The following is a 26107-nucleotide window of genomic DNA, read 5'->3' as shown; positions in this document are numbered from 1 at the left end:
GGTCCAACCTCAATTCATGGACGGTCCCCGGAGGGTCAGATGCTGCAATCCTGTTCTATCGAGCATGCGGTGGATGAAGTGCTCGCGCGTTTGCCGCAACACATTCACATGGGCATGCCCCTGGGGCTGGGTAAACCCAATCGTTTCGCCAATGCCCTGTACCGGCGCATCGCCGGGATGCCGGAACGCCAGCTGACCATCTACACCGCTTTGAGCCTGGGCCGGCCGGCCCTGGGCGACGGTTTGCAGAAGCGCTTCCTCGAACCCTTCGTCGAACGGGTATTCGGTGACTACCCGGAGCTGGATTTTCTCGCTGACCTGCATCGCGACAGCCTGCCGGCGAACATTCGCGTCGAGCAGTTCTTCATGCAGCCCGGCAGCCTCCTGCACAGTGCCCCGGCGCAACAGGACTACGTCAGCAGCAACTACAGCCATGCCGCCCGGGACATCAACGCAGCCGGTCTGAACCTGGTGGCGCAACTGCTGGCCAGGGACCCGCAAGACCCGGGACGCCTGAGCCTGAGCTGCAACCCGGACATCACCCTCGACATGTTGCCGATGATTGCCAAGCGCCGGGCGCAGGGGGAAACCATCTTGATCCTCGGCCAGGTCCACAGCGACCTGCCCTATATGCCGGGTGACTCGGAAATCGATGCCGCGGACCTCGACCTGCTGATCGACGAAGAGGAACGCAGTACGTTGTTCTCCACACCGAACATGCCCGTGGGCATCCAGGACCATTGCATAGGCCTGCACGCCAGCACCTTGGTGCGCGACGGCGGCACCCTGCAGATCGGCATTGGCTCCATGGGCGATGCGCTGACCGCGGCCTTGCTCGCACGGCAGGCGGACAACGAGGGCTACCGCGCACTGCTGGCGGACCTACAGGTGGATTACTGGCAGCCGCTGATCGATCGCGAAGGGGGTATCGAGCCCTTTGCCCAGGGGCTCTACGGCTGCAGCGAAATGTTCGTCAACGGCCTGCTGGCCCTGGCCGACGCGGGCATCGTGCGGCGCAAGGTGTACCCGACCGTGGCGCTGCAAGAGCAAGCCAATGCCGGCACCCTGGATCCGGATTCGGCTGTCGGCGGGGTCTCGATCCATGGCGGTTTCTTCCTTGGCCCGCGCAGCTTCTATCAGCGCCTGCGGGAGCTGCCCAAGAGCAGGCTGGCGCAGTTCAACATGACCGCCATCAGCTACATCAACGAGCTGTATGGCCATGAGGAGCTCAAGCGTCTGCAACGCCGGGATGCGCGCTTTATCAACAGTGCCTTCACCATGACCCTGATGGGGGCGGCGGTGTCCGACCAGTTGCAGGGCGGGCGCGTGCTGAGCGGGGTGGGCGGGCAATACAACTTCGTCGCGCAGGGCCATGCCCTGGCGGATGCCCGCTCGGTGCTGATCCTGCGCAGCTGGCGCGAGTCGGCGGGGGAGGTGAGTTCCAACATTGTCTGGGAATACGGCCACTGCACCATCCCCCGGCACCTGCGGGACATCGTGATCACCGAGTACGGCATCGCCGATCTGCGGGGCAAGACGGACGCCAAGGTGATCGAGGCGTTGCTCAATATCAGCGATTCACGTTTCCAGGCCGGATTGATCGAGCAGGCACAGAAAGCCGGCAAGCTGGCGAAGGACTTTCGTCTGGAGCCGCGTTTTGCCGACAACAGCCCACAGCGTTTGCAGAACATTCAGGCGCGTCATCGTCACCTGTTCCCGGAGTATCCGCTGGGCAGTGATTTCAGCGCCCAGGAGCGCGATCTGCTGCGGGCGCTGAACTGGCTCAAGAGCAAGTTCAAGCTCAGCGAGATCCTCGAGCTGGGCAAGGCGGCACTCGACGCACCGGAGCCCGCGGCATTTGCCGAGCACTTGGAGCGCATGGGGCTGGAGAAACCCGAAGGCCTGCGTGAAGACCTGTACCAGCGGTTCCTGCTGGCGGGTCTGCAGGCCACGGCCCCCACCATGTCGTAGGAGACGGCTTGCCGGCGAATGGGCCTTCAAGTCTTGCGCTGCTCTCAAGGGCGTCTTCGCTGGCAAGCCAGTTCCTACACAAGTCTGTTGCTCTGGCGGGCGGGGTTACTCGATGAAGGTGACCACGCCGCCGGCCAGGGATTTGACCCGGGCCAGGGATTCCACGCGGTAGCCCTGGGAGTCCAGTTCGGCACGACCGCCCTGGAACGACTTCTCGATGACGATGCCCAGGCCGGCCACGGTGGCGCCGGCCTGCTTGATGATCGAGATCAGTGCCTGGGACGCCTTACCGTTGGCCAGGAAGTCGTCGATGATCAGCACGCGGTCGCTGCTGGTCAGGTGCCGCGGGGAAATGGCGACGGTGCTTTCCACCTGCTTGGTGAAGGAGTACACGGTGGCCGACAGCAGGTTCTCGGTCAGGGTCAGGGACTGGTGCTTGCGGGCGAAGATCACCGGCACGCCCAGGTTCAGACCGGTCATGATCGCCGGGGCTATCCCTGAGGCTTCGATGGTGACGATCTTGGTGATGCCCGAATCCTTGAACAGCGTGGCGAATTCGTCGCCGATCAACTTCATCAAGTGCGGGTCGATCTGATGGTTCAGAAAGGCGTCGACCTTCAGTACTTGATCGGAAAGCACGATGCCTTCTTCGCGAATTTTCTTGTGCAGTGCTTCCACGGAGCTTCCTCTACTGGCCACGTCTGGGCCAAAGGTCTGTTAAAAAATAGTCGATTTTAACGCTTTAACATCGCGCGTATATCCGCCAAGGCGCTATTGCCGCGAACGGCCTTCACTTCGGTCGGGGTGTCGTCGTTGCCTTCCCAGGCCAGATCGTCCGGGGGCAGCTCATCGAGGAAACGGCTCGGCGCGCAGTCGATGATTTCACCGTACTGCTTGCGCTTGGCCGCAAAGGTAAAGGCCAGGGTCTGACGCGCGCGGGTAATGCCCACATAGGCCAGGCGCCGTTCTTCCTCGATGGTATCGGCTTCGATACTGGAGCGGTGCGGGAGGATTTCCTCTTCCATGCCCATGATGAACACGTAGGGAAATTCCAGACCCTTGGAGGCATGCAAGGTCATCATCTGCACGCCCTCGGCGCCGTCTTCCTCTTCCTGCTGACGTTCCAGCATGTCGCGCAGGACCAGCTTGCCGATGGCGTCTTCGACGGTCATCTCGCCGTCTTCGTCTTTTTCCAGGGTGTTCTTCAAGGCCTCGATCAGGAACCAGACGTTACCCATCCGGTAGTCCGCCGCCTTGTCGCTGGAGCTGTTGGTGCGCAGCCAGTTCTCGTAGTCGATGTCCATGACCATGCTGCGCAGGGCGGAAATCGGGTCTTCGCCGGCGCACTGTTCGCGGACCCGGTCCATGAAGCGCTTGAAGCGCGCCAGGCGGTCGGTGAAACGGCTGTCCAGATGTTCGCCCAGGCCGATTTCGTCGGTGGCGGCGTACATCGAGATCTTGCGTTCGGTGGCGTAGTTGCCGAGTTTTTCCAGGGTCGTGGAACCGATTTCCCGGCGCGGCACGTTGATCACCCGGAGGAAGGCGTTGTCGTCATCCGGGTTCACGATCAGGCGGAAGTAGGCCATCAGATCCTTTACTTCCTGGCGTCCGAAGAAGCTGTTACCGCCGGACAGGCGATAGGGCACCTGGTGGTGCTGCAGCTTCAGTTCGATCAGCTTGGCCTGGTAGTTGCCCCGGTAAAGAATGGCGAAGTCGCTGTAGGGGCGGTCGGTGCGCAGGTGCAGGCTGAGGATTTCCATGGCCACCCGTTCGGCCTCGGCATCTTCGTTGCGGCAGCGGATCACGCGGATCTCGTCGCCGTGGCCCATCTCGCTCCACAGCTGCTTTTCGAATTCGTGGGGGTTGTTGGAGATCAGCACGTTGGCGCAGCGCAGGATACGGCTGGTGGAGCGGTAGTTCTGCTCCAGCATCACCACTTTCAGGGACGGGTAGTCGTCCTTGAGCAGCATCAGGTTTTCCGGGCGTGCGCCGCGCCAGGCGTAGATCGACTGGTCATCGTCGCCCACCACGGTGAACTGGTTGCGCTTGCCGATCAGCATCTTCACCAGCAGGTACTGGCTGGCGTTGGTGTCCTGGTATTCGTCCACCAGCAGGTAGCGCACCTTGTTCTGCCATTTCTCCAGGATGTCGGCGTGCTCTTCGAACAGCTTCACCGGCAGCAGGATCAGATCGTCGAAGTCCACTGCGTTGAACGCCTTGAGCGTGCGCTGGTAGTGGGTGTAGACGATGGCGGCGGTCTGTTCCTTGGGGTTGCGGGCGTTTTCCAGGGCCTCGGCGGGCAGGATCAGGTCGTTCTTCCACGAGCCGATCATGTTCTTGATCTCGTCGACGCCGTCGTCCCCGGAATACTCCTTCTGCATGATGTCGGTCATCAGGGCCTTGACGTCAGTCTCGTCAAAGATCGAGAAGCCCGGCTTGTAGCCCAGCCGCACATGCTCCTTGCGGATGATGTTCAGGCCCAGGTTGTGGAAGGTCGAGACCGTCAGGCCACGGCCTTCGCCACTGCGCAGCAGGGTGCCGACCCGCTCCTTCATTTCCCGCGCGGCCTTGTTGGTAAAGGTCATGGCGACAATGTACTGGGCGCGGATGCCGCAATTCTGGATCAGGTGCGCGATCTTGCGGGTGATCACGCTGGTCTTGCCGGAGCCTGCGCCGGCGAGCACCAAAAGAGGGCCGCCGACATAGTTCACGGCTTCTTGCTGCCGGGGATTGAGTCGGGACATGACGGTAAAAAGGGATCGGTTACGAAAAGGGCGGGCATTTTAACAGGCTGGACGGATTCTGCTGCCTCTGTCCGACTTGTGACGCACAACGCGATCTAAATTTGCCGGTTTTGATACTTTCCCTCAGGATGCGCGCTGAATATGCGTCTAATGTTCGAGTTAGAGCGGTACAAGAAATTGCGTATGATAATCAATATCAATTGTTATTGTTTATTTGCGCGCCATAATGCCCGCCGCCAACTTAATTTGCAGAGTCTAGGGAGCTAGCTTGTCTAAGCCTGTCGAACCCTTGCGTTTGCTGCTACTGGCTGAAGAGCCGGTGTGGACAGCGTTGTTGCGCGAGTGTGTCGCTCCGTTGGGAGACTCGGTGGTATTGATCAGTGCTCCCAGCTGGGAGTCTGTCAGCCGTTTGTTTGAAGACGACCGCAACGCGGTCCTGTTGACCCTTCCTCATTTGCAGCCCGGCCCCGGGCGTTGCAGCCTGCCCACCGTGTTGCTGCTGGACCAGGAACCGCCCGTAGCCCCTGTAGGCGTCAGCGACTGGCTGGTGAGTTCCTGCCTGAGTACCGATGCCCTGCGCCGTTGCCTGCGCCATGTACGTGAGCGCGGCCTGCTGGAAAACACCCTGCAGCGCCTGGCAGAGCAGGACCCCCTGACCGGCATCGCCAACCGCCAGGGGTTCCAGACCTTGCTGGCCGCGCGCCTGGCGGAAAACGAAGGCCGTGGCCTGGCCCTGGGCCATCTCGACCTGGACAATTTCCGCCACGCCAACGACGCCCTGGGCCACCAGGCCGGCGACCGGCTGATCCTGCAGGTGGTCTCGCGCCTGAAAAGCCAGCTTGAGGCCGGCGATCAACTGGCCCGCCTGGGCAGTGATGAGTTTGCCTTGCTCATCGACACCCGCCGCGCTCCACAGCGGGCCGAGTGGATGGCCGAGCGCATCACCGAAGCCATGGCCGAGCCCTATTGGGTCGATGGCGAAAGCCTGCTGATCGGCTGCAGCCTGGGGATTGCCCATGCCCGGGCCAATGCCGGCGCCGACCCGCTTATGTGGCATGCACACATCGCCATGCAACAGGCCAAGAGCACCCAGGGCTGCACCTTTCATATCTTCAACGAGCGGATCAATCGCAACGCTCGCAGCCTGGCCGACCTGGAAAGCGAACTGCGCCGGGCCCTGCGCCGCGACGAACTGGAGCTGCACTACCAGCCCCGGCTGAACCTGCATGACGGCAAGATCGTGGGCCTCGAAGCCCTGGTGCGCTGGCGCCATGGCGAGCGCGGCCTGCTGCCGCCCAGCGAGTTCGTGCCCCTGGCCGAGCAGAGCGGGCTGATCGTGCCCCTGGGCTACTGGGTGATTTCCCGAGCCCTGCGGGACATGCAGGCCCTGCGCGAACGCGGCCTGCCGCCGTTGCACATGGCGGTGAACCTGTCGTTCCGCCAGTTCCAGGACAGCCAACTGCTCTCGACCCTGAGCCGCCTGATTGCCGAGCGCGGAGTCGAGGCCCAGTGGCTGGAATTCGAATTGACCGAGACCGCAGTGATGCGCCGCAGTGACCTGGTGAAGCAGACCATGGATGCCCTGGGGCGCCTGGGAGTGCGTTTCTCCCTGGACGATTTCGGTACCGGCTTCTCTTCCTTCGTCCACCTCAACAGCCTGCCCATTACCCTGCTCAAGGTGGACAAGAGCTTTGTCGGCGGCATGGAGCAGCGCGAAGAGAACCGCAAGCTGGTCCACGCCATGATCAACCTGGCCCATAACCTGAACCTGAATGTGGTGGCCGAAGGCGTGGAGACGGCGGAACAGCTGGCCTTGCTGCGGGGCTTTGGTTGCGACCAGGCCCAGGGCTATCTGATCAGCAAGCCGCTGCCCCTGGCGGAACTGATGGACTATCTGACCTTCGGCAGCAGCCAGCAGGCGCTGCAGGAAGGGACGGTTTAAACCGGCGTCGGTTCGGGCTCAATCCGCCTGGCCGGCCTGGAGAGTCATGGCCGGCACGGGCGGCTCGCGCCGGATCATGCGGCGCATCCGCCACTCGAATGCCAGGGTCAGGCTGATGGCCGCACACGCCAGCCCCAGTGCCAGGCCCCACCAGACACCGGTCGGCCCCCAGCCCAGGGTGAAGGCCATCAGCCAGGCCGAAGGTGCGCCAATCAGCCAGTAGCAGCCCAGACCCACCAGGAAGGTGGTCTTGGCATCCTTGAGGCCACGGATCGCGCCCATGGCAATGGTCTGGGTGCCGTCGAACAGCTCGAACCAGGCGGCCACCGCCAGCAGGCTCACGGCCAGCCGGATCACCTCGGCGAAGGCCGGGTCGTTGTGGTCGAGGAACAGCCCGATCAGTTGGTTGGGCAGCAGCCAGAAGATCATGGCGAACCCCAGCATCGCCACCGCGCCAAAGGCGATGCCCACGCGCCCGGCCAATCGTGCATCGAGCAATTGCCCGGCGCCGTAATGCTGGCCGATGCGCATGGTGATGGCGTAGGAAATCCCCGCCGGCACCATGAACGCCACCGAGACGATCTGCAGGGCGATCTGGTGCGCTGCCAGTTGCGTGCTGCCCATGGTGCCCATGCACAGGGCGGCGAAGGCAAACAGCCCGACTTCCACCGCGTAGGTGCCGCCGATGGGCAGGCCCAGGCGCCACAGTTCCCGCAGGTAATGGGTGTTCAGCCGGGACAGGCCCTGGCGCAGCGGGTAGGCGGCGTAGGCCGGGTGGCGCTTGATGTGCCAGGCCAGGGCTGCGGCCATGCAGTTTGCGACGATGGCGGTCACCAGGCCAATGCCCACCAGGCCGAGCTTCGGCAGGCCGAACATGCCGGTGATCAGCGCGTAGTTGAGGAGGAAGTTGGCCACGGTGCCGCCCAGGCTGATGACCATCACCGGCGTGGCCCGGCCGATGGCGCTGGTGAAGCCGCGCAGGGCCATGAAACTCAGGTAGCCGGGCAGGGCGAACGGCAGGATCAGCAGGAACTGGCCGGCGGCGTGGACGTTGCTTTCGGTCTGGCCGAACAGCAACAGCAGCGGCTTGAGGTTCCACAGCAGCAGGCCGGCCACCAGGGCCATCAGCCAGGCCAGCCAGAGCCCGGCCTGGGTCAGGCGCGCGGCGCCCTCGATGTCGCCAGCGCCCTGGCGGATCGCTACCAGCGTGCCTACCGCAGCAATCACGCCGATGCAGAAGATTGATACGAAGGAGTAGCTGGCCGCACCCAGGCCGCCGCCGGCCAGGGCCTCGGGGCTCAGGCGGGCCATCATCAGGGTGTCGGTGAGGACCATCAGCATGTGCGCCAGCTGCGAGGCGATCAGCGGCCCCGCCAGCCGCAGGATGGCCCAGAGTTCGGTACGTGCTGGATGCTGCATGGTCATCAGGCTCGATCAGGGGAAAGTGCGGGAGAGCGCTGATTCTCGGCGCTCTTGGCCTATAGCACAAAGGGATAAAAACGATTGCTGGCATGATTAAAACTCATGCGAAGCACTTTCTGCTAGCGTGGCCCTGTCCCCTCCTGGAGTGCCTGTATGTCCCGTCGTCTTCCTCCGCTGTATGCCCTGCGCGCCTTCGAGGCAGCGGCCCGGCACAGCTCGTTCACCCGGGCAGCCGAAGAGCTGTCGATCACCCAGAGCGCGGTCAGCCGGCATATCCGGACCCTGGAGGATCACTTCGCTTGCCGGCTGTTCCAGCGCAGCGGGCGCAACTTGCAACTGACCGAGGCGGCGCGCTTGCTGCTGCCGGGGATACGCGAGGGCTTCGGTGCCCTGGAACGGGCCTGCAATACCCTGCGTGCCGAAGATGACATCTTGCGCATGAAGGCGCCCTCGACCCTGACCATGCGCTGGCTGTTGGCGCGACTCAGCCGCTTCCGCCATTTGCAGCCGGGCAATGAGGTGCAGCTCACCAGTGCCTGGATGGACGTGGACTCGGTGGACTTCAACCAGGAGCCCTTCGACTGCGCGGTGCTGCTGAGCAATGGCCACTTCCCCCCGGACTGGGAGGCCAGCTACCTGTTTCCCGAACTGCTGATTCCGGTGGGCGCGCCGAACCTGCTCAATGATCAGCCCTGGGACGTGGCGCGCCTGGCCGCCACCGAGCTGTTGCACCCGACCCCGGACCGCCGCGACTGGCGCAGTTGGCTGGAGCACATGGGCCTGACCGACCAGGTGTCCCTCAAGGGCGGGCAGGTGTTCGACACCCTGGAGCTGGGGATGATTGCCGCCGCGCGGGGTTATGGCGTGTCCATGGGGGACTTGCTGATGGTGGCCGAGGATGTGGCCCAGGGTCGCTTGAGCCTGCCCTGGCCGACAGCGGTGGCCAGTGGCCTGAACTACTATCTGGTGTGGCCCAGGACCCGGCCCGGAGGCGAGCGTTTGCGGCGCCTCAGCGACTTCCTTCAGGGCGAGGTCCAGGCCATGCAACTGCCCGCCGTAGAGCGCCTGGGCTGAAACGTTGCAGTACCCGGCTGGCGGGGCGTGCAAATATCCCTGCAAAGCGCTCAAGTATTGGCTTGTGCCGCCGAATCCATGGGTTATGGAACCAGCGTTCAGGAAGGTCCTAACTGATTAAAAATCTTAGAATTATGACTGCCGAGGGTGCTGACCGATCAGGATGATCCGCCTTCTCGGCAAGGAGCCATCATGTCCCAACCCCGTGCCCGCATAGCCTCTCAGCTAGGGCTCGCCCTTGCCTTGATACTCGCCCTGGTGATCAGCGGCAGCACCCTGTTCGCCTTGCGTTCGCTGGACTCGGCGAACCTCGACACCCGAGAGGAACACCTGGCCAGTGAAGCCCGCCTGCTGGCCGATCAGCTCAACACGTTCCACGGCAGCCTGCGCGAGAGCACCCAGCGCCTCAGCGGCCTGTTCGAAAACCGCTTCAGCAGCGGCCTGAGCCTGCATCCGGAACAACCGGTGAGCGTGGCCGGGGTGCAGACCCCGGGATTGCACCTGGGGGATGTGGTGCTGAACAACAACTTCGCCGAAGTCGACCAGTTCAAGCAGATGACCGCCGGTGTGGCGACCTTGTTCGTGCGCAGTGGCGATGACTTCGTGCGGGTCAGTACCTCCCTGAGCAAGCAGGATGGCAGCCGTGCCATCGGCACCTTGCTCGACCATGCCCACCCGGCCTATCAGAAACTCATGGCGGGCCAGGGTTATGTGGGCCGGGCCTTGCTCTTCGAACGCTTTTACATGACCCAGTACACCCCGGTGCTGGACCGCAGCGGCAAGGTCATCGCGGTGCTGTTTGTCGGCTTCGATTACACCGATGCGCAAAATGCCCAGTTCGCCAACCTCAAGCGCTTCCGCATCGGCCAGAGCGGCTCCCTGGCCCTGCTCGACGAGCAGAACAAGTGGCTGGTGCCACCGGCCGGCGTGCAGGCGCCGGAGCAGGCGGCGCAGGTCATGGCGCAAGCGGCCAAGGAGCCGGGCAAGGGGCGTTTCTGGAGTGATCAGGGCGAAGACTTCTACAGCCTGGCAGTGCCGTTCGAGGGTGGCCCCTGGTCGGTGGTGGCGAGCATGCCCAAGGCAGAGATCCGCGCGGTGACCTGGAGCGTTGGTATTCGGCTGGTGATCGGCAGCCTGCTGGCCATGCTGCTGGCGGTGGGCGCTACGGTCTGGCTGCTGCGCAGCAAGCTGGCACCGCTGAGCGACCTGGTGCGCCAGGCCCAGGCCCTGGGCGGCGGTGACCTGAGCGCACGGCTGAACGTTGCCAGCCATGACGAAATCGGCCAGTTGGCCCGCAGCTTCAACCAGATGGGCGAAGCCCTGTCGACCATGGTCGAGCACATCCGCCGCTCTGCCGCCGAGGTCAATGGCCGGGCCCAGGTGCTGTCCGGCTTGTCCAGCGGTGCATATGAAGGCATGGAGCAGCAGTCCGGCGAGATCACCAGCATGGCCGGGGCGGTGGAGGAGTTCAGCGCCACCTCGCTGAACATCGCCGACAACATGGGCAGTACCCAGCGCCTGGCCCAGGAAAACGCCCAGCAGACCCATATTGGCCGCACCTCCATGCAAGAGGCCTCGTCTTCCCTGGAACAGATCGCCGGAGCCCTCAACAGCACGGCCACGGTGATCAACACCCTGGGCCAGCGCTCCCAGGAGATCGGAGGAATTGTCGGAGTGATCACCGCGATTGCCGACCAGACCAACCTGCTGGCCCTGAATGCCGCTATCGAGGCCGCCCGGGCCGGTGAGCAGGGCCGCGGTTTTGCCGTGGTGGCGGATGAGGTACGTAACCTGGCCTCGCGTACCCGTGAAGCCACGGATGAAATTTCCCAGATGATCAACAGCATCCAGCAGGAAACCGGCCACGCCATCCAGACCATGGAGCAGGGCAACCGCCTGATGCAGGAAGGCCTGTCGCGCAACGCCGACGTGGCCTCGGCCCTGGCCCTGATCGACGAGCAGAGCCGCAGCGCCGGCGAGCAGTTTGCCGCCATCACCACCGCGACCCAGGAGCAGAGCAGCACCGCCACGGTACTCAGCAGCAATCTGCAGAGCATTGCCCAGGCCAACAGCGAGCAGCGTGAAGTGGTGTCCAACCTGGCGGTCACTGCCCGTGAGCTGGAAACCCTGGCCGCGGACCTGCGCCAGGAAGTCGATCGCTTCCGCTGACGGCTGCCGCCTCGCCCCTCAATCCGGGTTGGGGGGCGAAAGTTGCAATGAGGCTTGATTCGACTAAAACAGATGAGCAGTGGTTTGCCCCAAGGACCTCCCTTTCAGCAGGAGCTGGCATGACTCATCTTTCCCGTTTCGTCCCCCGCGCCCTGGCGCTGTCGGCACTCTTGCTCAGCCCGGCGGCGTTCAGCCAGGAAAGCCCGGCGTTCATCGCCCCGGCTACCTGGAATACCCCGTTCAACGGCATCGCCCAGGTGGCCTGTCACAACTGCTACGAGAAGCAATACGCAAGCACCTTCAGCAGCGTGCTCGACAGTGTGCGCACCCTGGAACTGGACTTCTGGGACCAGCGCGATGCGGTGACCGGCGGCTCGCCCCGGCACTGGTTCGTGCGGCACAACCCCGGCACCCTGTTCCAGTCCGGCAACGACAACAATTGCACGGGCGATGGCACCGGCAAGAACGATCTCGAAGCCTGCCTCAACGACGTCAAGAACTGGAGCGACAACCACCCCGGGCACTTTCCCATCACGGTGATCCTCGACAAGAAGCAGGGCTGGTCGAAGGAAAGCTCGGGGCGCACGCCCAAGGATTTCGATGAGCTGGTGACCCGGGTTTTCCAGGGCAAGCTCTATACCCCCCAGGACCTGGCCACGCACATCGGCAGCAGCGCGGGCGCCTTGCAGGGCAACCTCAAGGGCAAGTCCTGGCCCACCGCCAGCCAGCTTCAGGGCAAGGTCCTGCTGGTGCTCAACCACTCGGAAAACCAGAAGCTCTCGCAGTACGCCGAGGCCCGGACTTCCAGCGCCAAGGTGTTCATCTCGCCGGTGACCAATGGCCAGAACGATGTCAGCGGCAAGGTCAGTGGCATGTCCGGCCAGTCGTCCGGCTACGTGGCCATGAACAACATGTCCAAGGGCGACAAGAAGTGGGCGGCCCAGGCCTTTGCCTACAGCCATGTGGGCCGGGTCTGGGGCGATGACGGGGTGTCGTTCGCCCAGCACATCAGCGAGAAGGTCAACCTCTCGGCCTACTACAAGTTCGCCGAGCAGAACGCCGGCGGCTATCGCATCCGGCCGTTCTGAGCTTCACCGGGGTTCGGTCGGTTCACCGAGCCCCGGGTCCACGCGCTTGCCGATGTCCCGCAGGCGCGCCAGCTGATCGACCATGGTCGGTGCTTCATCGACGCTGCTGACAAAGGTCCACAGGTAGGTCATCACCGCATACACATGGCCGGCCTTGATCTCGGGCGACAGCGCCAACTGGCTGATGGCAATGACGAACAGCACCGCTGCCACAGCGCCAAGGAACAGATAGGCCGCGGCTTCCCGATCCGAGAGCCCGATGCGTAGCCGCGACAGCAGGCGATAGTGACGCTGCAGCGAGACCGCGCCGACGCTGGCCACCAGGCCGATTTCCTTTTCCAGTCGGTTATTCAGGCGTTCGTGCAGTTGCTGGTTGCGCCGGGCAAAACGTGGCAGCAGGGTCATGCACAGCAACAGCGCCGTGAGGCAGGCGAGGCCGATCCAGGGTTCGATCACCAGCAGCATCACTGCCGCCCCGACGATCGACACCAGGGCCGTGGCGATGGTCGGCACGTGCTTTTCGAAGAAGTCGACGAACTCCCGGGCCAGCACCACCCGCGCCGCGGCGGTGGAGGTGTCCTGCTGTTGCAGGCGCTGGTTGAGAATCACCGGCACCGCCAGGTCCGCGTAGATGCGGGTGAAGGTACGGGTGTCCACCGCACGCCGCGCCGCACCCACTACCCAGAAGCCCAGCACCACCAGGGCATAGATCAGCGCATGGGCAGCGTCGCCCCGCAGGATCGAATCCACGGCGAAGCCGGCGAACAGCGGGTAGGCCAGCAGCAGGGCGTTTTCCAGGGCCACCAGGGACAAGGTGACGAACAGCTTGCCCGGATAGGCCCGGGCAATGGCCTTGAGGGTCTGGCTGGCGGTCTGCTGGCCGATTTTCTGGGTTGGATCCACGGCGATGAGTGGGGTGACGGCGGACATGAGTGCACCACAAGAGTGATAACGGTTAATATTGAGCGACTGCTCAATTATCTTTGAGCGAACGCTCAAAATGCAAGCGCCGTCCATCCTGGCGCCAAGAGGCCTGATTGCACATGTCGCGTAACGACCGTAAAGACCAGATCATCCAGGCGGCCCTGGAATTATTCCGCAGCAAGGGTTTCGCCGAGGTTTCCACCCGTGACCTGGCCGAGCATGCGGGGCTGTCTCGCAGCCACGTCTATCACTACTTCAGTGACTGGAAGGGGCTGCGCCGCGAAGCCTTCGTGCGGTTTGCCGATGACCAGCTGGAGGCGGTGGGCCAGCCCCTGCGCGGTGCCGCGCCCATGGACGCCTTGCTGGGGTTTCTCCGTGACTGCCTGCCCGATTCCGCCGAAGCCGGCTGGGCGCTGTGGCTCGATGCCTGGGACGAAGCCATGCATGACGCCGAGCTGGCGCAGGCCTACCTGAGGATCAACGGCCAGTGGCGGGACATGCTGGCGGCGATCATTGCCGATGGGGTCCGCACGGGGGTATTCCGCTGCGCCAGCCCCGAGCGCGCGGCAAGGCAACTGTTCGCCCAGACCATGGGTTACGCCGATGACCTGTTGCTGCGGGCTTCCCCCGAAGCTGCCCAGGCGGCGTTGCAGGAAGTCATGGAAGTGGCTGGCCTGCTGCTGGGATTCGAGGGCTGACAGGAAACGGCCAGTGGAGTGGAGTTTGTCCGGCTAATTGGGATTTTTGGCCTTGCTGAAACGATTCTTCAGGGCTATAAAAACCGCACAACTCCAAAAAAGGCACTCCTGCATGACTCCGCTGAAACTGCTGGTCACCCTTGGCGCGCTGGCCGCCACCTCCCACGCCATGGCCTGGGACTATGTATTGCTCGATACCGACAAGGCTCCCCGCAACCTGCACCTGACCAGTGAACAGTTGGGGGTCAAGACCGAGCGGCCGTTTTCCGTGACCCTGCGCACCCTGCATGGCGGACGCCAGGAGGGGGTGAGCATCGTCGACATCGACAACGGCGTGATGCAGCTCTCGGTGGTGCCGACCCGGGGCATGAACGTGCTGCAGGCTTCGGTGGGCGATGTGCGCCTGGGCTGGGATTCGCCGGTCAAGGAGGTGGTCAACCCGGCCTTCATCGAGCTTAACGGCCGCGGCGGCCTGGGCTGGCTGGAGGGCTTCAACGAACTGGTGGCCCGCTGTGGCTATGAGTGGGTCGGGCACCCGGGCCTGGATAATGGCGAGCTGCTGACCCTGCACGGCCGCGCGGCCAACATCCCGGCGAGCAAGGTCACGCTGCATATCGACGAGCAACCGCCGTATGCCATTCACCTGCGGGGCGAGCTCAAGGAGCAGGCGTTCAAGAAAGTGGATTTCAGCGTCGCCACCGAACTGGTGACCGAACCCGGCAGCACCCGGTTTGCGCTCAACGACACCCTGACCAACAACGGCGACTACCCCAAGGAATACCAGGCGCTCTACCACAGTAACTTCAGTACGCCGTTCCTGGAGCAGGGGGCGAAGTTCGCCGCGCCGGTGAAGCAGGTTTCGCCGTTCAATGACAAGGCCCGGGCCGACCTGGCGGACTGGCAGACCTATCGCGGCCCGACCCGCGACTACGACGAAACCGTGTACAACCTCGTGCCCTACGCCGACGCTCAGGGCGAAACCCTGGCGGTGTTGCATAACAAGGCCGGGAGCCTGGGTGTTTCCCTGGGCTTCAACACTCGACAACTGCCGGTGTTTTCCCTGTGGAAAAACACCGACACCCAGGGCCAGGGTTATGTGACGGGTTTGGAACCGGGCACCAGCTTTTCCTACAACCGCCGTTACCAGCGCCCGTTGCATCTAGTGCCGAGCATTGGCGCCAAGGAGCAGCGGCAATTCCAGATTCGCTACAGCCTGTTGGCCGATAAAGCCGCGGTGGATAAAGCCCTGAGCCGTGTCAGCCAGATCCAGGATGGGCGTCAGACCGAAGTGCGGCCAACACCCTTGGTAGACCTGTCCCGGGAATGAACCTTCAATCGGCGCTGGGCCGGTAATGCAGGGCTTCGGCCAGGTGCTCGCGGCTGATTCGCGTGGCCTGTTCCAGATCCGCCAGGGTACGCGCCACCTTGAGCAAACGGTGAGCGGCCCGCAACGACAGGCCCAGGCGTTCGCAGGCCGCTTCCAGCCAGCGCTCGTCGGCTGTGGATAATTTGCAGTGGCGACGCAGGCCGGGCAGGTCGAGAAAGGCGTTGGCGCTGCCCTGGCGCTCGCGTTGCAGCTCGCGAGCCCCGGCGACCCTGGTGGCGGCTGCGGCGCTGTCATTGCCCGGTTGCGGCTCCGGGTTGAGGGCGGTGGCTTCGCGGGCCACGGTCAGGTGCAGGTCGATGCGATCCAGCAGCGGCCCGGATAACTTGTTGCGATAGCGCTGGATCTGCTCCGGTGTGCAACGGCAGCGTCCGCTGGGCTCGCCAAGATATCCACAGGGGCAGGGGTTCATCGCTGCCACCAATTGGAAGCGTGCCGGGAACTGCACCCGGTCCCGGGCTCGGGCAATGACGATCTGCCCGGACTCCATGGGCTCGCGCAGCACTTCCAGGACCTTGCGGTCGAACTCCGGCAGTTCATCGAGAAACAGCACGCCGTGATGGGCCAGGGTGATTTCCCCGGGCTGGGGTTTCGAGCCGCCTCCGACCAGTGCCGCACCCGAAGCCGAATGGTGGGGCTGGCGAAACGGCCGCTGTGGCCAGTAGCGCAGGGGCTTGTGGCTGGCCACCGACTGGATCGCCGCGACTTCCAGGGCTTCATCTTCCTGCAGCGGTGGCAGCAGGCCGGGCAAGCGGCTGGCCAACAGGGTCTTGCCGGTGCCTGGCGGGCCGCTGAACAACAGGTTGTGGGCGCCCGCCGCGGCGATCAGCAGGGCGCGCTTGGCGGCGAGCTGGCCTTGCACTTCGCTGAGGTCGGGGTAGGGGAAGTGGCTCTGCACCAGGCCGCTGCTGACATAGGGCGCAATGGGCGCGTGGCCGTTGAAATGGGCAACGGCCTCCAGCAGATGATCCACCGCGATCACCTTTAGGCCGCTGGCCAGGCAGGCTTCTTCGGCATTGGCCCGGGGCACCAGCAGGGTATGCCCGGCGTCGCGTGCCGCCAGTGCGGCGGGCAGTACGCCGCGTACCGGGCGCACCGCGCCGGAGAGCGCCAGCTCCCCCAGGCATTCGATGTTGTCCAGGGCCAGGGCCGGCACCTGCACGCTGGCGGCAAGGATGCCCAGGGCGATGGCCAGATCGAAGCGCCCGCCGTCCTTGGGCAGGTCCGCCGGCGCCAGGTTGAGGGTGATGCGCCGGGCCGGAAAGTTGAACCCGGCATTGAGGATTGCGCTGCGCACCCGGTCCTTGCTTTCCTTGACCGCGGCTTCCGGCAGGCCCACCAGGGTCAGGCTCGGCAAGCCGTTGGCCAGGTGCACTTCAACACTGACAGCCGGAGCCTGGACGCCGACCTGGGCACGGCTGTGGATGATTGCCAGGGACATGGGGAGAGCTTCCTTGCGACAGCGGGAACCGCGTCCTGCGGTGCTGCAAGGATAGATGAGGGGGCTGGCCAGAGGCGCGCCCGAATGGGCACAGGATATGTCGTCGGTGCACGAGCCTTCGCCGGCAAGCCAGTTCCTACAGGACAGGTCTGTAGGAGCCGGCCTGCCGGCGAACCCGGATTCAGATCATTGCGCTGCCGGGTTCAGCCGGGCTTCCAGCTCCGCCACCTTGGCTTCGAGGCTTTCCAGGCGCGCGCGAGTGCGGGCCAGGACCACCATCTGGCTGTCGAATTCTTCCCGGCTGACCAGGTCCAGCTTGCTGAAGCCGCTTTGTAGCAGGGCCTTGAGCTGGCTTTCGATTTCATTGCGGGGCAGGGGTGTTTCACCGCTGAGCAACCGCGAGGCGTGGCCGCTCAGGGCGTCGAGAAGGTCTTTGGGCGCGAGCATGGGAGAGTCCTGAATTGCAGTCGGCCCGCAGTGTATCACGCAGCAACGACGCTCCAGGTGGCCCCGGGTTGCACGTTTTTCGCGCATCTGGCCGGGCGCCAGCGCACCGTTTTTGTGCGTATCCCGGGTGCCGTTTTCCCGCATTCCCTGCCGGCTCGGGGCAAGGGACTGAAATCACTGATTTTTCCCGAGCTGGCAAGCTTTCTGCTTAGACCCTGGTGACCCATGCACTGATGCAGTCGCTGTGACGAATGCAGTGCGGCAGGCGGAGCGGGGAGTGTTTCGTCAGACAGCGGTTAGCTGGCGTCGGTCGGGCTGAGGAAGGCCGACGGTGCGTTACAAAGCCAGGCACTGCGCTTAGACTTGAGTCGGGTTTGTTTTCCTGGGGCAAGTCCACCAATTCGGGAGAGAGTTTCATGAAGCTAGTCACTGCCATCATCAAGCCGTTCAAGTTGGACGACGTGCGCGAGTCGCTGTCCGAGATCGGCGTGCAGGGCATTACCGTCACTGAAGTCAAAGGCTTCGGCCGGCAGAAGGGTCACACCGAGCTGTATCGCGGTGCGGAGTACGTGGTGGATTTCCTGCCCAAGGTGAAGATCGATGTCGCCATTGACGACAAGGATCTTGACCGGGTTATCGAGGCGATAACCAAGGCCGCCAACACCGGCAAGATCGGTGACGGCAAGATCTTCGTGGTCAATCTGGAACAGGCTATTCGCATCCGTACCGGCGAAACCGATACCGACGCAATCTAAGCCGCCAAACCCAACGCCCCAGGAGAAAACAATATGACTCTGCGTAAATTCGCAGGGCTAGGAGCCCTTTTGTCCCTCGTAATGCCAGGCCTGGCCATGGCGGCAGACGAAGCGGCGGCTCCAGTCCTCAACTCCGGCGATACCGCCTGGATGCTGACCTCCACAGCCCTGGTGCTGTTCATGACCATTCCTGGCCTGGCGCTGTTCTACGGCGGCATGGTGCGGTCGAAAAACATTCTTTCGGTAATGATGCAGTGCTTCGCCATTACCGGCCTGATCACTGTCCTGTGGTTCATATACGGCTACAGCATGGCGTTCGACACCACCGGGATGGAAGCCGGCGTGGTCAACCTCAATTCCTTCGTGGGCGGCTTCTCCAAGGCCTTCCTGGCGGGCATCACCCCGGCCAGCCTGACCGGCCCGGCTGCGCTGTTCCCTGAAGCGGTGTTCGTCACCTTCCAGATGACCTTCGCCATCATCACTCCAGCGCTGATCGTCGGTGCCTTCGCCGAGCGGATGAAATTCTCCGCCATGCTGATCTTCATGGGCGTGTGGTTCACCCTGGTGTATGCGCCGATCGCCCATATGGTCTGGAGCGGTCCGGGCTCGCTGCTGGGCGACTGGGGCGTGCTGGACTTTGCCGGCGGCACCGTAGTGCACATCAACGCCGGTATCGCGGGCCTGGTGGCCTGCCTGGTGCTGGGCAAGCGCAAGGGTTTCCCGACCACGCCGATGGCGCCACACAACCTGGGTTACACCCTGATGGGCGCAGCCATGCTGTGGATCGGCTGGTTCGGCTTCAACGCCGGTTCCGCCGCTGCCGCCAACGGCACCGCCGGCATGGCCATGCTGGTAACGCAGATCGCGACGGCTGCCGCCGCCCTGGGCTGGATGTTTGCCGAGTGGATCACCCACGGCAAGCCTAGCGCGCTGGGCATCGCTTCGGGTGTGGTCGCAGGCCTGGTGGCAATCACTCCGGCTGCCGGTACCGTTGGCCCGATGGGCGCCCTGATCATCGGTCTGGCGGCCGGTGTGGTGTGCTTCTTCTGCGCCACCAGCCTCAAGCGCAAGCTGGGATATGACGATTCCCTGGACGCCTTTGGCGTGCACGGCATCGGCGGTATTCTCGGTGCGATCCTCACCGGTGTGTTCGCTGCTCCGTCCCTGGGTGGCTTCGGCACCGTGACCGATGTGGCCGCTCAGGTCTGGATCCAGGCCAAGGGCGTGGGTTTCACGGTGATCTACACCGCGATCGTCACCTTCATCATCCTCAAGGTTCTGGACGCGGTCATGGGGCTGCGGGTGAGCGAGGAAGAAGAGGCGGTCGGCCTCGATCTGGCACAGCACAACGAGCGTGGTTACAACCTGTAATCGCGCAAGAAAAAAAAGCCCGGCTCCGGCCGGGCATTTTTTTGCCTGATGTTTGTCATTGAGAAAGGCTGAAAGGATTTTCTGACAAGCATTGGCGTGTTTGCCGTGACGATTTCCGGCAGGGCAAATGCTTACACTAAAGCAGGATTATTCGGCGCTTTGTTTTTTCCCTGAGCGCGCTAGAATGCGCGCCGGAGCGTGGAGATCGGTATGTGGCAACAGACCCTGATTACCCTGCGGGCCAGGCCCCGGGGCTTTCATCTGGTGACGGACGAGTTGCTCGCCGGCCTGCCTGAGTTGAAGGCATGTCGGGTTGGTCTGCTGCATCTGTGGCTGCAACATACCTCGGCCTCGTTGACCATCAACGAGAACGCCGATCCGGCGGTACGGCGTGACTTCGAGCGTTACTTCAACACCCTGGTGCCTCAAGGCATGGCCGGGTACGAACATAACGACGAAGGCGCGGATGACCTGCCGGCGCACTTCAAGGCCAGTTTGCTAGGCTGTCAGCTGACTTTGCCGGTAGCGGCGGGGCGTCTGGCGTTGGGCATCTGGCAAGGCGTTTATCTGGGCGAGCATCGCGATCATGGCGGTGCTCGCAAAGTCCTTGCCACCTTGCACGGTGATAAGGCATAAGCCGCTGAGTATCAGTGGACGTTGATTTTTTTCCAGCGGCCTTCGACAGTCGGCACAGCTGGGCTATAACTAATCTGCTTTTCGCAAGTCATGAGGTAGAACATGAGCGACGATGATCTGGAAAACGACGACCTCGAAGTAGGTGACGAAGACGAAACCGAAGAAGGTCTTGAAGCGGCCGCCGACGATGTGGCGGAAGACGATGGCAGTGATGTTCCTGCTCCAACCGCCAAAGGCAAGGCCAAGGCTGCCGTCTCGGTAGACGAGCTGCCGAGTGTAGAAGCCAAGAACAAGGAGCGTGATGCACTGGCGCGTGCCATGGAAGAGTTCCTGGCCCGTGGCGGCAAAGTGCAGGAAGTCGAGGCCAACGTGGTCGCCGATCCGCCCAAGAAGCCTGATAACAAGTACGGCAGCCGGCCTATCTGAGCCTTGCACCTTGCTTGCTGAAAAAGCCCGCCGTCGCTGCGGGCTTTTTCATGGGCACCCTTCTCGGAAACGGCCCCGAGCGCCGGCGCTTGCTGTAGGAGCGAGCTTGCTCGCGAAAGCGCCGGTTCAGGCGCCGCGATGCCAGCGGGCAAGCAGCCCGGGTAATTCAATCAGGCTGCGGATCTCGGCGTCTGGAGCGCGTTCGGCTTCCCAGGTCTTGCCGTTGGGATTGAACCAGATCGCACGCAGCCCTGCCTGCTGTGCGCCGGCAATGTCATCCCCCGGGTGGTCGCCGATATGCACGGCGGTGTCGGCAGTCGCTTCGCCACGCTGCAAGGCTTCGTGGAACAGCCGGGCGTCGGGCTTGGCGATGCCGATGTCCTCGGCGCACAGCGCGAACTTGAAATAGTCCGCCAGGCCCAGGCGGCGCACGTCGGCGTTGCCGTTGGTGACCACGCCAAGGGCGAAGTGATTGGCCAGGGCTTCCAGGGTCGGCTGGACTTCTGGAAAGATCTCCAGCTGATGCCGGGCATGCAGGAAAACTTCAAAACTCTGGTCGGCCAACTGGTTGGCCTGGGCATGGTCATACCCGGCTTCTTCCAGGGCATGAAACAGCACCTGGCGGCGCAGGGCGCTGATCCTGTGCTTGAGGCTCGGCTGGGCGAGCAGCACCCGCTCGCGAATGGCCCACAGATGCTCCACCGGCACGCCTCCGAGATTCGGTGCGTGTTCGGTCAGCCACTGGCGCAGGGTGGCTTCGGCACTGACGATGACCGGGGCGGTATCCCACAGGGTGTCGTCGAGGTCGAAGGTGATCAGCTTGATGGTCATTACTCACCGCCTTTGTTGCGTTTGGCCCGTGGGTGGGCGCTGTCGTAGACCGCCGCCAGGTGCTGGAAGTCCAGGTGGGTGTAGATCTGCGTGGTCTTGATGTCCGAATGCCCCAGCAGCTCCTGCACGGCGCGCAGGTCCTGGGAGGATTCCAGCAAATGGCTGGCAAAGGAATGGCGCAGCATGTGCGGGTGCAGGTTCTGCCCCAGCTCGCGCTCGCCGGCGGCCTTGACCCGCAGCTGGATGGCCCGCGGCCCCAGGCGCCGGCCCTTCTGGCTGACGAACAGGGCACCATCAGGCGGGTTGCTCAGGGCGCGCAGGGGGAGCCATTGCTCGAGGGCTGACCGAGCCTTCTTGCCCACCGGCAGGACCCGGGTCTTGCTGCCCTTGCCATGGACCTGCACCAGGCCGTCCGCCAGGTCCAGCTGATCGAGGTTGAGGCTGGTCAGTTCGGAAAGGCGCAGGCCGCAGGAGTAGAAAAGTTCGAGAATCGCCTGGTCGCGGTGGGCCAGGAAGTCGTCTTCCACGGCGCCATCGAGCAACTGCAGGGTGCGGTCGGTGTCCAGGGTCTTGGGCAGGCGTCGTTCGCCCTTGGGCGGCGCCAGGCCGTTGGCCGGGTCGTGAGTGCACAAGCCTTCGCGGTTCAGGTAGTGGTAGAGCCCGCGTACCGCTGACAGCAGGCGCGCCAGGCTGCGGGACGACTGGCCCTGCTGGTGCAGGCGGGCAATCAGGCTGCGCAGGCCCTGGATGTCCAGGTCGGTCCAGCTGCGCACCTGCATTTTCTCGCAGAACCCCAGCACCTTCTCGAGGTCGCGCCGGTAGGCTTGCAGGGTGTGGGGCGACACCTGGCGCTCACTGCGCAGATGCGCGCAGTAGGCGTCCAGCTGTTGTTGCATGGTCAGCGTACCGAGCGCAGCGAGTGGGTGAAGCGCGGCAGAACGCGGCCGGTGACTTCGGCGATGTAGTTGAGGAACAGGGTGCCCACCGAGCTCTTGTAGTGCTGCGGATCACGGCTGGCGATCGCCAGTACGCCATGCATGCCCTGATGCGCCAGGGCCACCACAGCGGTAGAACCGATCTGCTTGCGCTGCTCTTCGCCGAAAAGGAAATCCAGCTCGTGTTCGCGCAGGCTGCCGCTGACGCTCTTGCCTTCGGACAACAGGCCGCCGATGGCGCCCTGGGCTTCGGCGGCGGAGACCCAGCGACCCACCGGCATGGCGCTGTCGCTGAACAGGATCAGGCTGACGAAGGGCACCTGGAAATCCTGGCGCAGGCTGTCTTCGACGCTCATCACCACTTCTTCCAGGCTGGTGGCGTCCATCAGCGCGAGGATCAGGCGGCGGGTCTTGTCGAACAGCCGGTCGTTGTCCCGGGCCACGTCCATCAGCTGCGACAGGCGATGGCGCATCTCGATGTTGCGCTCGCGCAGGATCTTCATCTGCCGCTCCACCAGCGATACGGTGTCGCCGCGCTGATGGGGAATGCGCAAGGCCGGGAGCAGTTCATCGTGGTCGACGAAGAAGTCCGGATGGGCCTCCAGGTAGGCGGCGACGGCTGCCGCCTCCAGGTTTTCGGACGGTGATTGGTCGGGCGTTTCGGCAGGAACCTGCGGCTGATCAGTCATGGATTTCGCTCACTTAAAGACGCACCTGTCCTTCGTATACGCGCACTGCCGGGCCGGTCATCATCACCGGTTGGCCAGGGCCTGCCCATTCAATGGACAAGCGCCCGCCCGGCAGGTCGATCAATAGGGGCGAATCCATCCACCCCTGGCTGATCGCGGCCACAGCAGCAGCGCAGGCGCCGGTGCCGCAGGCCTGGGTTTCCCCGGCGCCGCGTTCCCAGACCCGCAGTTGCGCGCGCTGGCGGTCCAGGACCTGGAGAAAACCGACGTTGACCCGCGCCGGGAAGCGCGGGTGGTGTTCGATCTTCGGACCCAGCTCGTGCACCGGCGCGCTGTTGATGTCATCCACCCGCAACACGGCGTGGGGGTTGCCCATCGACACCGCGGCCAACTGCACCTGGCGGCCATCGACGTCCAGGGTGTAGCTGTCGGCCTGGGCCGGCGCCTGGAACGGAATGTCCGCCGGTACCAGGCGCGGCGCGCCCATGTTGACGCTGATCTGGCCGTCGTTGCGGATATCCAGCTCGATCACGCCGCTCTTGGTCTCGACGCGGATCTGGCGCTTGGTGGTCAGGCGCTTGTCCAGCACGAAGCGGGCAAAGCAGCGTGCACCATTGCCGCACTGTTCCACTTCGGAGCCGTCGGAGTTGAAGATCCGGTAGCGGAAATCCACATCCGGGTTGCTCGGGGCCTCGACGATCAGCAACTGATCGAAGCCGATCCCGGTATTGCGATCACCCCATTGTTTGGCGTGCTTGGGCAGAATATGCGCGTGCTGGCTGACCAGGTCGAGAACCATGAAGTCATTGCCCAGGCCGTGCATCTTGGTAAAACGCAGCAGCATGGTCTTACTCCGGCAGCAGGCTTTCGCCAGCGAATAACTCGGCTACCGTCTCGCGGCGACGTACTTCAACAGCCTGGTCACCATCGACCAGTACTTCTGCGGCACGGCCGCGGGTGTTGTAGTTCGAGCTCATGACGAAACCATAGGCACCAGCGGAATGCACCGCCAGCAGGTCACCCTCGGCCAGGGCCAGGGTGCGTTCCTTGGCGAGGAAATCGCCGGTTTCACAGATCGGGCCGACGATGTCGTAGGTACGGGGTTCGGTATCTCGCGGGCGCACGGCGCTGACATCCATCCAGGCCTGGTACAGCGCCGGGCGGATCAGGTCGTTCATGGCGCCGTCGACGATGGCGAAATCCTTGTGTTCGGTGTGCTTGAGGTATTCGACCCGGGTCAGCAGGACGCCGGCGTTGGCCACGATGAAGCGGCCCGGTTCGAATACCAGGGCCAGGTCGCGACCGTCCAGGCGCTCGCGCACGGCCTTGACGTAGTCGGCGGCCAGCGGTGGCTCTTCGTCGCGATAGCGCACGCCCAGGCCGCCACCCAGATCGATGTGGCGCAGGTAGATGCCGCATTCACCGAGGCGGTCCACCAGGTCCAGCAGGCGGTCGAGGGCGTCGATGAAGGGTTCCAGGGTGGTCAGTTGCGAGCCGATATGGCAGTCTACACCGACGATTTCCAGGTTCGGCAGCTGCGCGGCGCGGATGTACACATCCTCGGCGGTGGCAATGTCGATGCCGAACTTGTTTTCCTTGAGCCCGGTGGAGATATAGGGGTGAGTGCCGGCATCCACGTCCGGATTGACCCGCAGAGAGACCGGTGCACGAACGCCCAGCTCGGCCGCTACCAGCTGCAGGCGCTCCAGCTCTTCGGCGGACTCGACGTTGAAGCAGTGGACGCCGACTTCCAGGGCACGACGCATGTCGTCACGGGTCTTGCCAACGCCGGAGAAGACAATCTTGTCGGCTTGCCCGCCCGCAGCCAGGACCCGCTCCAGCTCGCCCCGGGAGACGATGTCGAAACCGGCGCCCAGGCGCGCCAGGACATTCAGTACGCCCAGGTTGGAGTTGGCTTTTACCGCGAAGCAGACTAGGTGCGGCATGCCGGACAGGGCCTGGGCATAGGCCTGGTACTGGGCTTCGATGTGCGCACGGGAATAGACGTAGGTGGGCGTACCGAAACGTTCGGCAATGGCGGACAGGGCTACGCCTTCCGCGAACAGCTCCCCGTCGCGGTAGTTAAAAGCGTCCATGGTTTGCCCTTAGTAGGTGTCGTGCTTGTGCGACTGCGATTGCGACTTCGCCTGCTCTTCAGGGGATTTGCTGTCATCAGGCAGGTACAGCGGGCCTTTCTGGCCGCAGGCGGTAACGAGGCAAGCAACCGCGACGAGCGCAGCAAGGGAAGAGATCAGGCGCTTCATGGCGAAATCCTTGAGAATGCGTAAATTGCGCCCGAGTATACCGGCCACCCGGCAGCTTGCCTATGCAGCGTAACTCCCGTCCAGCGGGCCTTTGCCAAGGCCCGGCCGGTGGCTTTGGTCGGGCGCTCGTGCAATGGGCGTCGCATTTATTTCCTCGTTCGGTATCCTTTGCATTCGCCGGGGAGCGCCCGTATCTTGCGGCGCTTGAGCGTGAGTAGACACTTTTCGAGGTTCCCGCAATGAGTTTGACCGAAGCCCGTTTTCACGACCTGGTGGATGCCACCCAGCAGACGCTGGAGGATATTTTCGATGAGAGCGACCTGGACATCGACCTGGAAAGCTCGGCCGGGGTGCTCACCGTCAAGTTCGACAACGGCAGCCAGGTGATCTTCAGTCGCCAGGAGCCTTTGCGCCAACTCTGGCTGGCCGCGCGTTCGGGTGGTTTCCACTTCGACTACGACGAGGAAAGCGAGCGCTGGATGTGCGACAAGAGCGAAGAGCAGTTGGGGGAAATGCTGGAACGCATTGTCCTGGAGCAGGCCGACATCAAGCTCGAGTTCGAAGGGCTCTGATACCGTGACCCAGCCCGCCCCGGCCCGACCGCCCAAGCCGCTCTACAGCAACGTCAGCCCGGCGGTGAGTTCACCGTGCATCAGCCTTTGTCGCCTCGATGAGGAGAAGGTCTGTCGCGGCTGTTTTCGCCATGTGGAGGACATCCGTGAATGGCGTTCGGCCGATGATCAGCGCCGGCGAGTGATCTGCGCCCAGGCGCTGCAGCGCAAACAGAGTGCGGCGGCAGGCGAGATTTAGCTTCGTACTCGTACGGTTTGTTTATTCAGTGTGCTGTGATAGTGTCCAGCTTCGCCTCGCTACATCGAGGCCGGTGAGAACCCCGT

The 26107-nt window shown here is 63.6% G+C and carries 25 protein-coding genes; 13 read left to right on the top strand and 12 right to left on the bottom strand.

The annotated features are described in order from the left end of the window. Window positions 1-39 precede the first annotated feature (39 nt). A complete protein-coding gene (locus AC1RCO_RS15140; protein ID WP_053154536.1) occupies window positions 40-1971 on the top strand; it encodes an acetyl-CoA hydrolase/transferase C-terminal domain-containing protein in 1932 nt (643 codons plus the stop codon). A 105-nt stretch (window positions 1972-2076) separates the two neighbouring features. Here the strand turns inward: AC1RCO_RS15140 and AC1RCO_RS15135 are convergent, their stop codons facing one another. Both AC1RCO_RS15135 and rep read right to left on the bottom strand, forming a co-directional pair. After that, the gene (locus AC1RCO_RS15135) at window positions 2077-2649 is read right to left on the bottom strand and encodes a xanthine phosphoribosyltransferase (protein WP_492617835.1); all 573 of its coding nucleotides are present in this window, start codon (window positions 2647-2649) and stop codon (window positions 2077-2079) included. A 56-nt stretch (window positions 2650-2705) separates the two neighbouring features. Beyond that, complete coding sequence (rep, locus tag AC1RCO_RS15130) at window positions 2706-4715, bottom strand: DNA helicase Rep (RefSeq protein WP_011064202.1); 2010 nt, start codon at window positions 4713-4715, stop codon at window positions 2706-2708. A 268-nt stretch (window positions 4716-4983) separates the two neighbouring features. On the opposite strand from rep, the gene AC1RCO_RS15125 reads away from it, so the two are divergent. Further along, window positions 4984-6657: a putative bifunctional diguanylate cyclase/phosphodiesterase gene (locus tag AC1RCO_RS15125; protein WP_011064201.1), complete on the top strand. Its 1674-nt coding sequence runs from the start codon at window positions 4984-4986 to the stop codon at window positions 6655-6657. Window positions 6658-6675: 18 nt separating this feature from the next. On the opposite strand, the gene AC1RCO_RS15120 is transcribed toward AC1RCO_RS15125, so the two are convergent. Then, entirely contained in the window at window positions 6676-8082 is a 1407-nt protein-coding gene (locus AC1RCO_RS15120; protein ID WP_492617834.1) for a NorM family multidrug efflux MATE transporter, read from the bottom strand. 150 nt (window positions 8083-8232) lie between these two features. Between AC1RCO_RS15120 and AC1RCO_RS15115 the strand changes: the two genes are divergently transcribed. The 3 genes from AC1RCO_RS15115 to AC1RCO_RS15105 all read left to right on the top strand — a co-directional run bounded on the left by AC1RCO_RS15115 (window position 8233) and on the right by AC1RCO_RS15105 (window position 12410). After that, window positions 8233-9153, top strand: a complete 921-nt coding sequence (locus AC1RCO_RS15115; RefSeq protein ID WP_011064199.1) for a LysR substrate-binding domain-containing protein — start codon at window positions 8233-8235, stop codon at window positions 9151-9153. A gap of 192 nt (window positions 9154-9345) precedes the next feature. Then, window positions 9346-11322 carry a methyl-accepting chemotaxis protein gene (locus AC1RCO_RS15110; RefSeq protein WP_072443471.1) on the top strand — a complete coding sequence of 659 codons (1977 nt, stop codon included), beginning with the start codon at window positions 9346-9348 and terminating at the stop codon, window positions 11320-11322. A gap of 119 nt (window positions 11323-11441) precedes the next feature. Beyond that, window positions 11442-12410 (top strand): Ca2+-dependent phosphoinositide-specific phospholipase C, encoded by a 969-nt coding sequence (locus tag AC1RCO_RS15105; RefSeq protein ID WP_015637460.1) that lies wholly within the window; start codon window positions 11442-11444, stop codon window positions 12408-12410. A 3-nt stretch (window positions 12411-12413) separates the two neighbouring features. Here the strand turns inward: AC1RCO_RS15105 and AC1RCO_RS15100 are convergent, their stop codons facing one another. Continuing rightward, window positions 12414-13340: an ABC transporter six-transmembrane domain-containing protein gene (locus AC1RCO_RS15100; protein ID WP_401019096.1), complete on the bottom strand. Its 927-nt coding sequence runs from the start codon at window positions 13338-13340 to the stop codon at window positions 12414-12416. A gap of 113 nt (window positions 13341-13453) precedes the next feature. On the opposite strand from AC1RCO_RS15100, the gene AC1RCO_RS15095 reads away from it, so the two are divergent. Then, on the top strand, window positions 13454-14032 hold the full coding sequence (locus AC1RCO_RS15095) for a TetR/AcrR family transcriptional regulator (RefSeq protein ID WP_015637458.1): 579 nt from the start codon (window positions 13454-13456) through the stop codon (window positions 14030-14032). Window positions 14033-14144: 112 nt separating this feature from the next. Next, window positions 14145-15359 (top strand): aldose 1-epimerase family protein, encoded by a 1215-nt coding sequence (locus AC1RCO_RS15090; protein ID WP_026019972.1) that lies wholly within the window; start codon window positions 14145-14147, stop codon window positions 15357-15359. A gap of 4 nt (window positions 15360-15363) precedes the next feature. Here the strand turns inward: AC1RCO_RS15090 and AC1RCO_RS15085 are convergent, their stop codons facing one another. Further along, window positions 15364-16857 (bottom strand): YifB family Mg chelatase-like AAA ATPase, encoded by a 1494-nt coding sequence (locus AC1RCO_RS15085; RefSeq protein ID WP_492617833.1) that lies wholly within the window; start codon window positions 16855-16857, stop codon window positions 15364-15366. 186 nt (window positions 16858-17043) lie between these two features. Beyond that, window positions 17044-17304 (bottom strand): accessory factor UbiK family protein, encoded by a 261-nt coding sequence (locus AC1RCO_RS15080; RefSeq protein WP_011064192.1) that lies wholly within the window; start codon window positions 17302-17304, stop codon window positions 17044-17046. Between the two features lie 416 nt (window positions 17305-17720). Between AC1RCO_RS15080 and glnK the strand changes: the two genes are divergently transcribed. From glnK to sutA, 4 genes are all read left to right on the top strand, one after another. After that, window positions 17721-18059 (top strand): P-II family nitrogen regulator, encoded by a 339-nt coding sequence (glnK, locus tag AC1RCO_RS15075; protein WP_002555808.1) that lies wholly within the window; start codon window positions 17721-17723, stop codon window positions 18057-18059. A gap of 33 nt (window positions 18060-18092) precedes the next feature. After that, window positions 18093-19430, top strand: a complete 1338-nt coding sequence (locus tag AC1RCO_RS15070; protein WP_011064191.1) for an ammonium transporter — start codon at window positions 18093-18095, stop codon at window positions 19428-19430. A gap of 210 nt (window positions 19431-19640) precedes the next feature. Then, window positions 19641-20066: a secondary thiamine-phosphate synthase enzyme YjbQ gene (locus AC1RCO_RS15065; RefSeq protein ID WP_011064190.1), complete on the top strand. Its 426-nt coding sequence runs from the start codon at window positions 19641-19643 to the stop codon at window positions 20064-20066. A 102-nt stretch (window positions 20067-20168) separates the two neighbouring features. Next, a complete protein-coding gene (sutA, locus tag AC1RCO_RS15060; RefSeq protein ID WP_007926654.1) occupies window positions 20169-20492 on the top strand; it encodes a dormancy-specific transcriptional regulator SutA in 324 nt (107 codons plus the stop codon). 126 nt (window positions 20493-20618) lie between these two features. Here sutA and AC1RCO_RS15055 read toward each other — a convergent pair whose 3' ends face one another. The 6 genes from AC1RCO_RS15055 to lptM are packed head-to-tail and all read right to left on the bottom strand — an operon-like array spanning window position 20619 to window position 25211. After that, on the bottom strand, window positions 20619-21323 hold the full coding sequence (locus AC1RCO_RS15055) for an HAD family hydrolase (RefSeq protein ID WP_492617832.1): 705 nt from the start codon (window positions 21321-21323) through the stop codon (window positions 20619-20621). Continuing rightward, entirely contained in the window at window positions 21323-22219 is an 897-nt protein-coding gene (gene xerC / locus AC1RCO_RS15050; protein ID WP_011064188.1) for a tyrosine recombinase XerC, read from the bottom strand. Before xerC ends, AC1RCO_RS15055 begins: the two co-directional genes overlap by 1 nt. Before the next feature lie 2 nt (window positions 22220-22221). Beyond that, window positions 22222-22947, bottom strand: coding sequence for a DUF484 family protein (locus AC1RCO_RS15045; RefSeq protein WP_011064187.1), 726 nt, complete (start codon window positions 22945-22947; stop codon window positions 22222-22224). 13 nt (window positions 22948-22960) lie between these two features. Beyond that, window positions 22961-23791, bottom strand: coding sequence for a diaminopimelate epimerase (gene dapF, locus AC1RCO_RS15040; RefSeq protein WP_011064186.1), 831 nt, complete (start codon window positions 23789-23791; stop codon window positions 22961-22963). 4 nt (window positions 23792-23795) lie between these two features. Continuing rightward, complete coding sequence (gene lysA, locus AC1RCO_RS15035) at window positions 23796-25043, bottom strand: diaminopimelate decarboxylase (protein WP_015637453.1); 1248 nt, start codon at window positions 25041-25043, stop codon at window positions 23796-23798. Window positions 25044-25052: 9 nt separating this feature from the next. Further along, window positions 25053-25211: an LPS translocon maturation chaperone LptM gene (gene lptM / locus AC1RCO_RS15030; RefSeq protein ID WP_011064184.1), complete on the bottom strand. Its 159-nt coding sequence runs from the start codon at window positions 25209-25211 to the stop codon at window positions 25053-25055. A 239-nt stretch (window positions 25212-25450) separates the two neighbouring features. On the opposite strand from lptM, the gene cyaY reads away from it, so the two are divergent. After that, window positions 25451-25783 (top strand): iron donor protein CyaY, encoded by a 333-nt coding sequence (gene cyaY / locus AC1RCO_RS15025; protein ID WP_011064183.1) that lies wholly within the window; start codon window positions 25451-25453, stop codon window positions 25781-25783. A gap of 4 nt (window positions 25784-25787) precedes the next feature. Next, the gene (locus AC1RCO_RS15020; RefSeq protein ID WP_015637452.1) at window positions 25788-26021 is read left to right on the top strand and encodes a DUF1289 domain-containing protein; all 234 of its coding nucleotides are present in this window, start codon (window positions 25788-25790) and stop codon (window positions 26019-26021) included. The last annotated feature ends 86 nt before the right edge of the window (window positions 26022-26107 follow it).

This window comes from Pseudomonas sp. GW823-FHT03E05 (assembly GCF_058796855.1).
Note: the sequence above shows the minus strand (reverse complement) of the source record. Positions and strands in the feature narration are given on the sequence as shown.

Bases quoted from the DNA above. Each gene is read 5' to 3' on its own strand.
- AC1RCO_RS15100 (WP_401019096.1), bottom strand. From the start codon at position 13,340: ATGTCCGCCGTCACCCCACTCATCGCCGTGGATCCAACCCAGAAAATC.
- dapF (WP_011064186.1), bottom strand. From the start codon at position 23,791: ATGCTGCTGCGTTTTACCAAGATGCACGGCCTGGGCAATGACTTCATG.
- AC1RCO_RS15055 (WP_492617832.1), bottom strand. From the start codon at position 21,323: ATGACCATCAAGCTGATCACCTTCGACCTCGACGACACCCTGTGGGAT.
- lptM (WP_011064184.1), bottom strand. From the start codon at position 25,211: ATGAAGCGCCTGATCTCTTCCCTTGCTGCGCTCGTCGCGGTTGCTTGC.
- AC1RCO_RS15105 (WP_015637460.1), top strand. From the start codon at position 11,442: ATGACTCATCTTTCCCGTTTCGTCCCCCGCGCCCTGGCGCTGTCGGCA.
- AC1RCO_RS15120 (WP_492617834.1), bottom strand. From the start codon at position 8,082: ATGACCATGCAGCATCCAGCACGTACCGAACTCTGGGCCATCCTGCGG.
- AC1RCO_RS15110 (WP_072443471.1), top strand. From the start codon at position 9,346: ATGTCCCAACCCCGTGCCCGCATAGCCTCTCAGCTAGGGCTCGCCCTT.
- rep (WP_011064202.1), bottom strand. From the start codon at position 4,715: ATGTCCCGACTCAATCCCCGGCAGCAAGAAGCCGTGAACTATGTCGGC.
- lysA (WP_015637453.1), bottom strand. From the start codon at position 25,043: ATGGACGCTTTTAACTACCGCGACGGGGAGCTGTTCGCGGAAGGCGTA.
- AC1RCO_RS15065 (WP_011064190.1), top strand. From the start codon at position 19,641: ATGTGGCAACAGACCCTGATTACCCTGCGGGCCAGGCCCCGGGGCTTT.
- sutA (WP_007926654.1), top strand. From the start codon at position 20,169: ATGAGCGACGATGATCTGGAAAACGACGACCTCGAAGTAGGTGACGAA.
- AC1RCO_RS15085 (WP_492617833.1), bottom strand. From the start codon at position 16,857: ATGTCCCTGGCAATCATCCACAGCCGTGCCCAGGTCGGCGTCCAGGCT.
- AC1RCO_RS15045 (WP_011064187.1), bottom strand. From the start codon at position 22,947: ATGACTGATCAGCCGCAGGTTCCTGCCGAAACGCCCGACCAATCACCG.
- AC1RCO_RS15070 (WP_011064191.1), top strand. From the start codon at position 18,093: ATGACTCTGCGTAAATTCGCAGGGCTAGGAGCCCTTTTGTCCCTCGTA.
- AC1RCO_RS15115 (WP_011064199.1), top strand. From the start codon at position 8,233: ATGTCCCGTCGTCTTCCTCCGCTGTATGCCCTGCGCGCCTTCGAGGCA.
- xerC (WP_011064188.1), bottom strand. From the start codon at position 22,219: ATGCAACAACAGCTGGACGCCTACTGCGCGCATCTGCGCAGTGAGCGC.
- cyaY (WP_011064183.1), top strand. From the start codon at position 25,451: ATGAGTTTGACCGAAGCCCGTTTTCACGACCTGGTGGATGCCACCCAG.
- AC1RCO_RS15140 (WP_053154536.1), top strand. From the start codon at position 40: ATGCTGCAATCCTGTTCTATCGAGCATGCGGTGGATGAAGTGCTCGCG.
- AC1RCO_RS15095 (WP_015637458.1), top strand. From the start codon at position 13,454: ATGTCGCGTAACGACCGTAAAGACCAGATCATCCAGGCGGCCCTGGAA.
- AC1RCO_RS15090 (WP_026019972.1), top strand. From the start codon at position 14,145: ATGACTCCGCTGAAACTGCTGGTCACCCTTGGCGCGCTGGCCGCCACC.
- AC1RCO_RS15080 (WP_011064192.1), bottom strand. From the start codon at position 17,304: ATGCTCGCGCCCAAAGACCTTCTCGACGCCCTGAGCGGCCACGCCTCG.
- glnK (WP_002555808.1), top strand. From the start codon at position 17,721: ATGAAGCTAGTCACTGCCATCATCAAGCCGTTCAAGTTGGACGACGTG.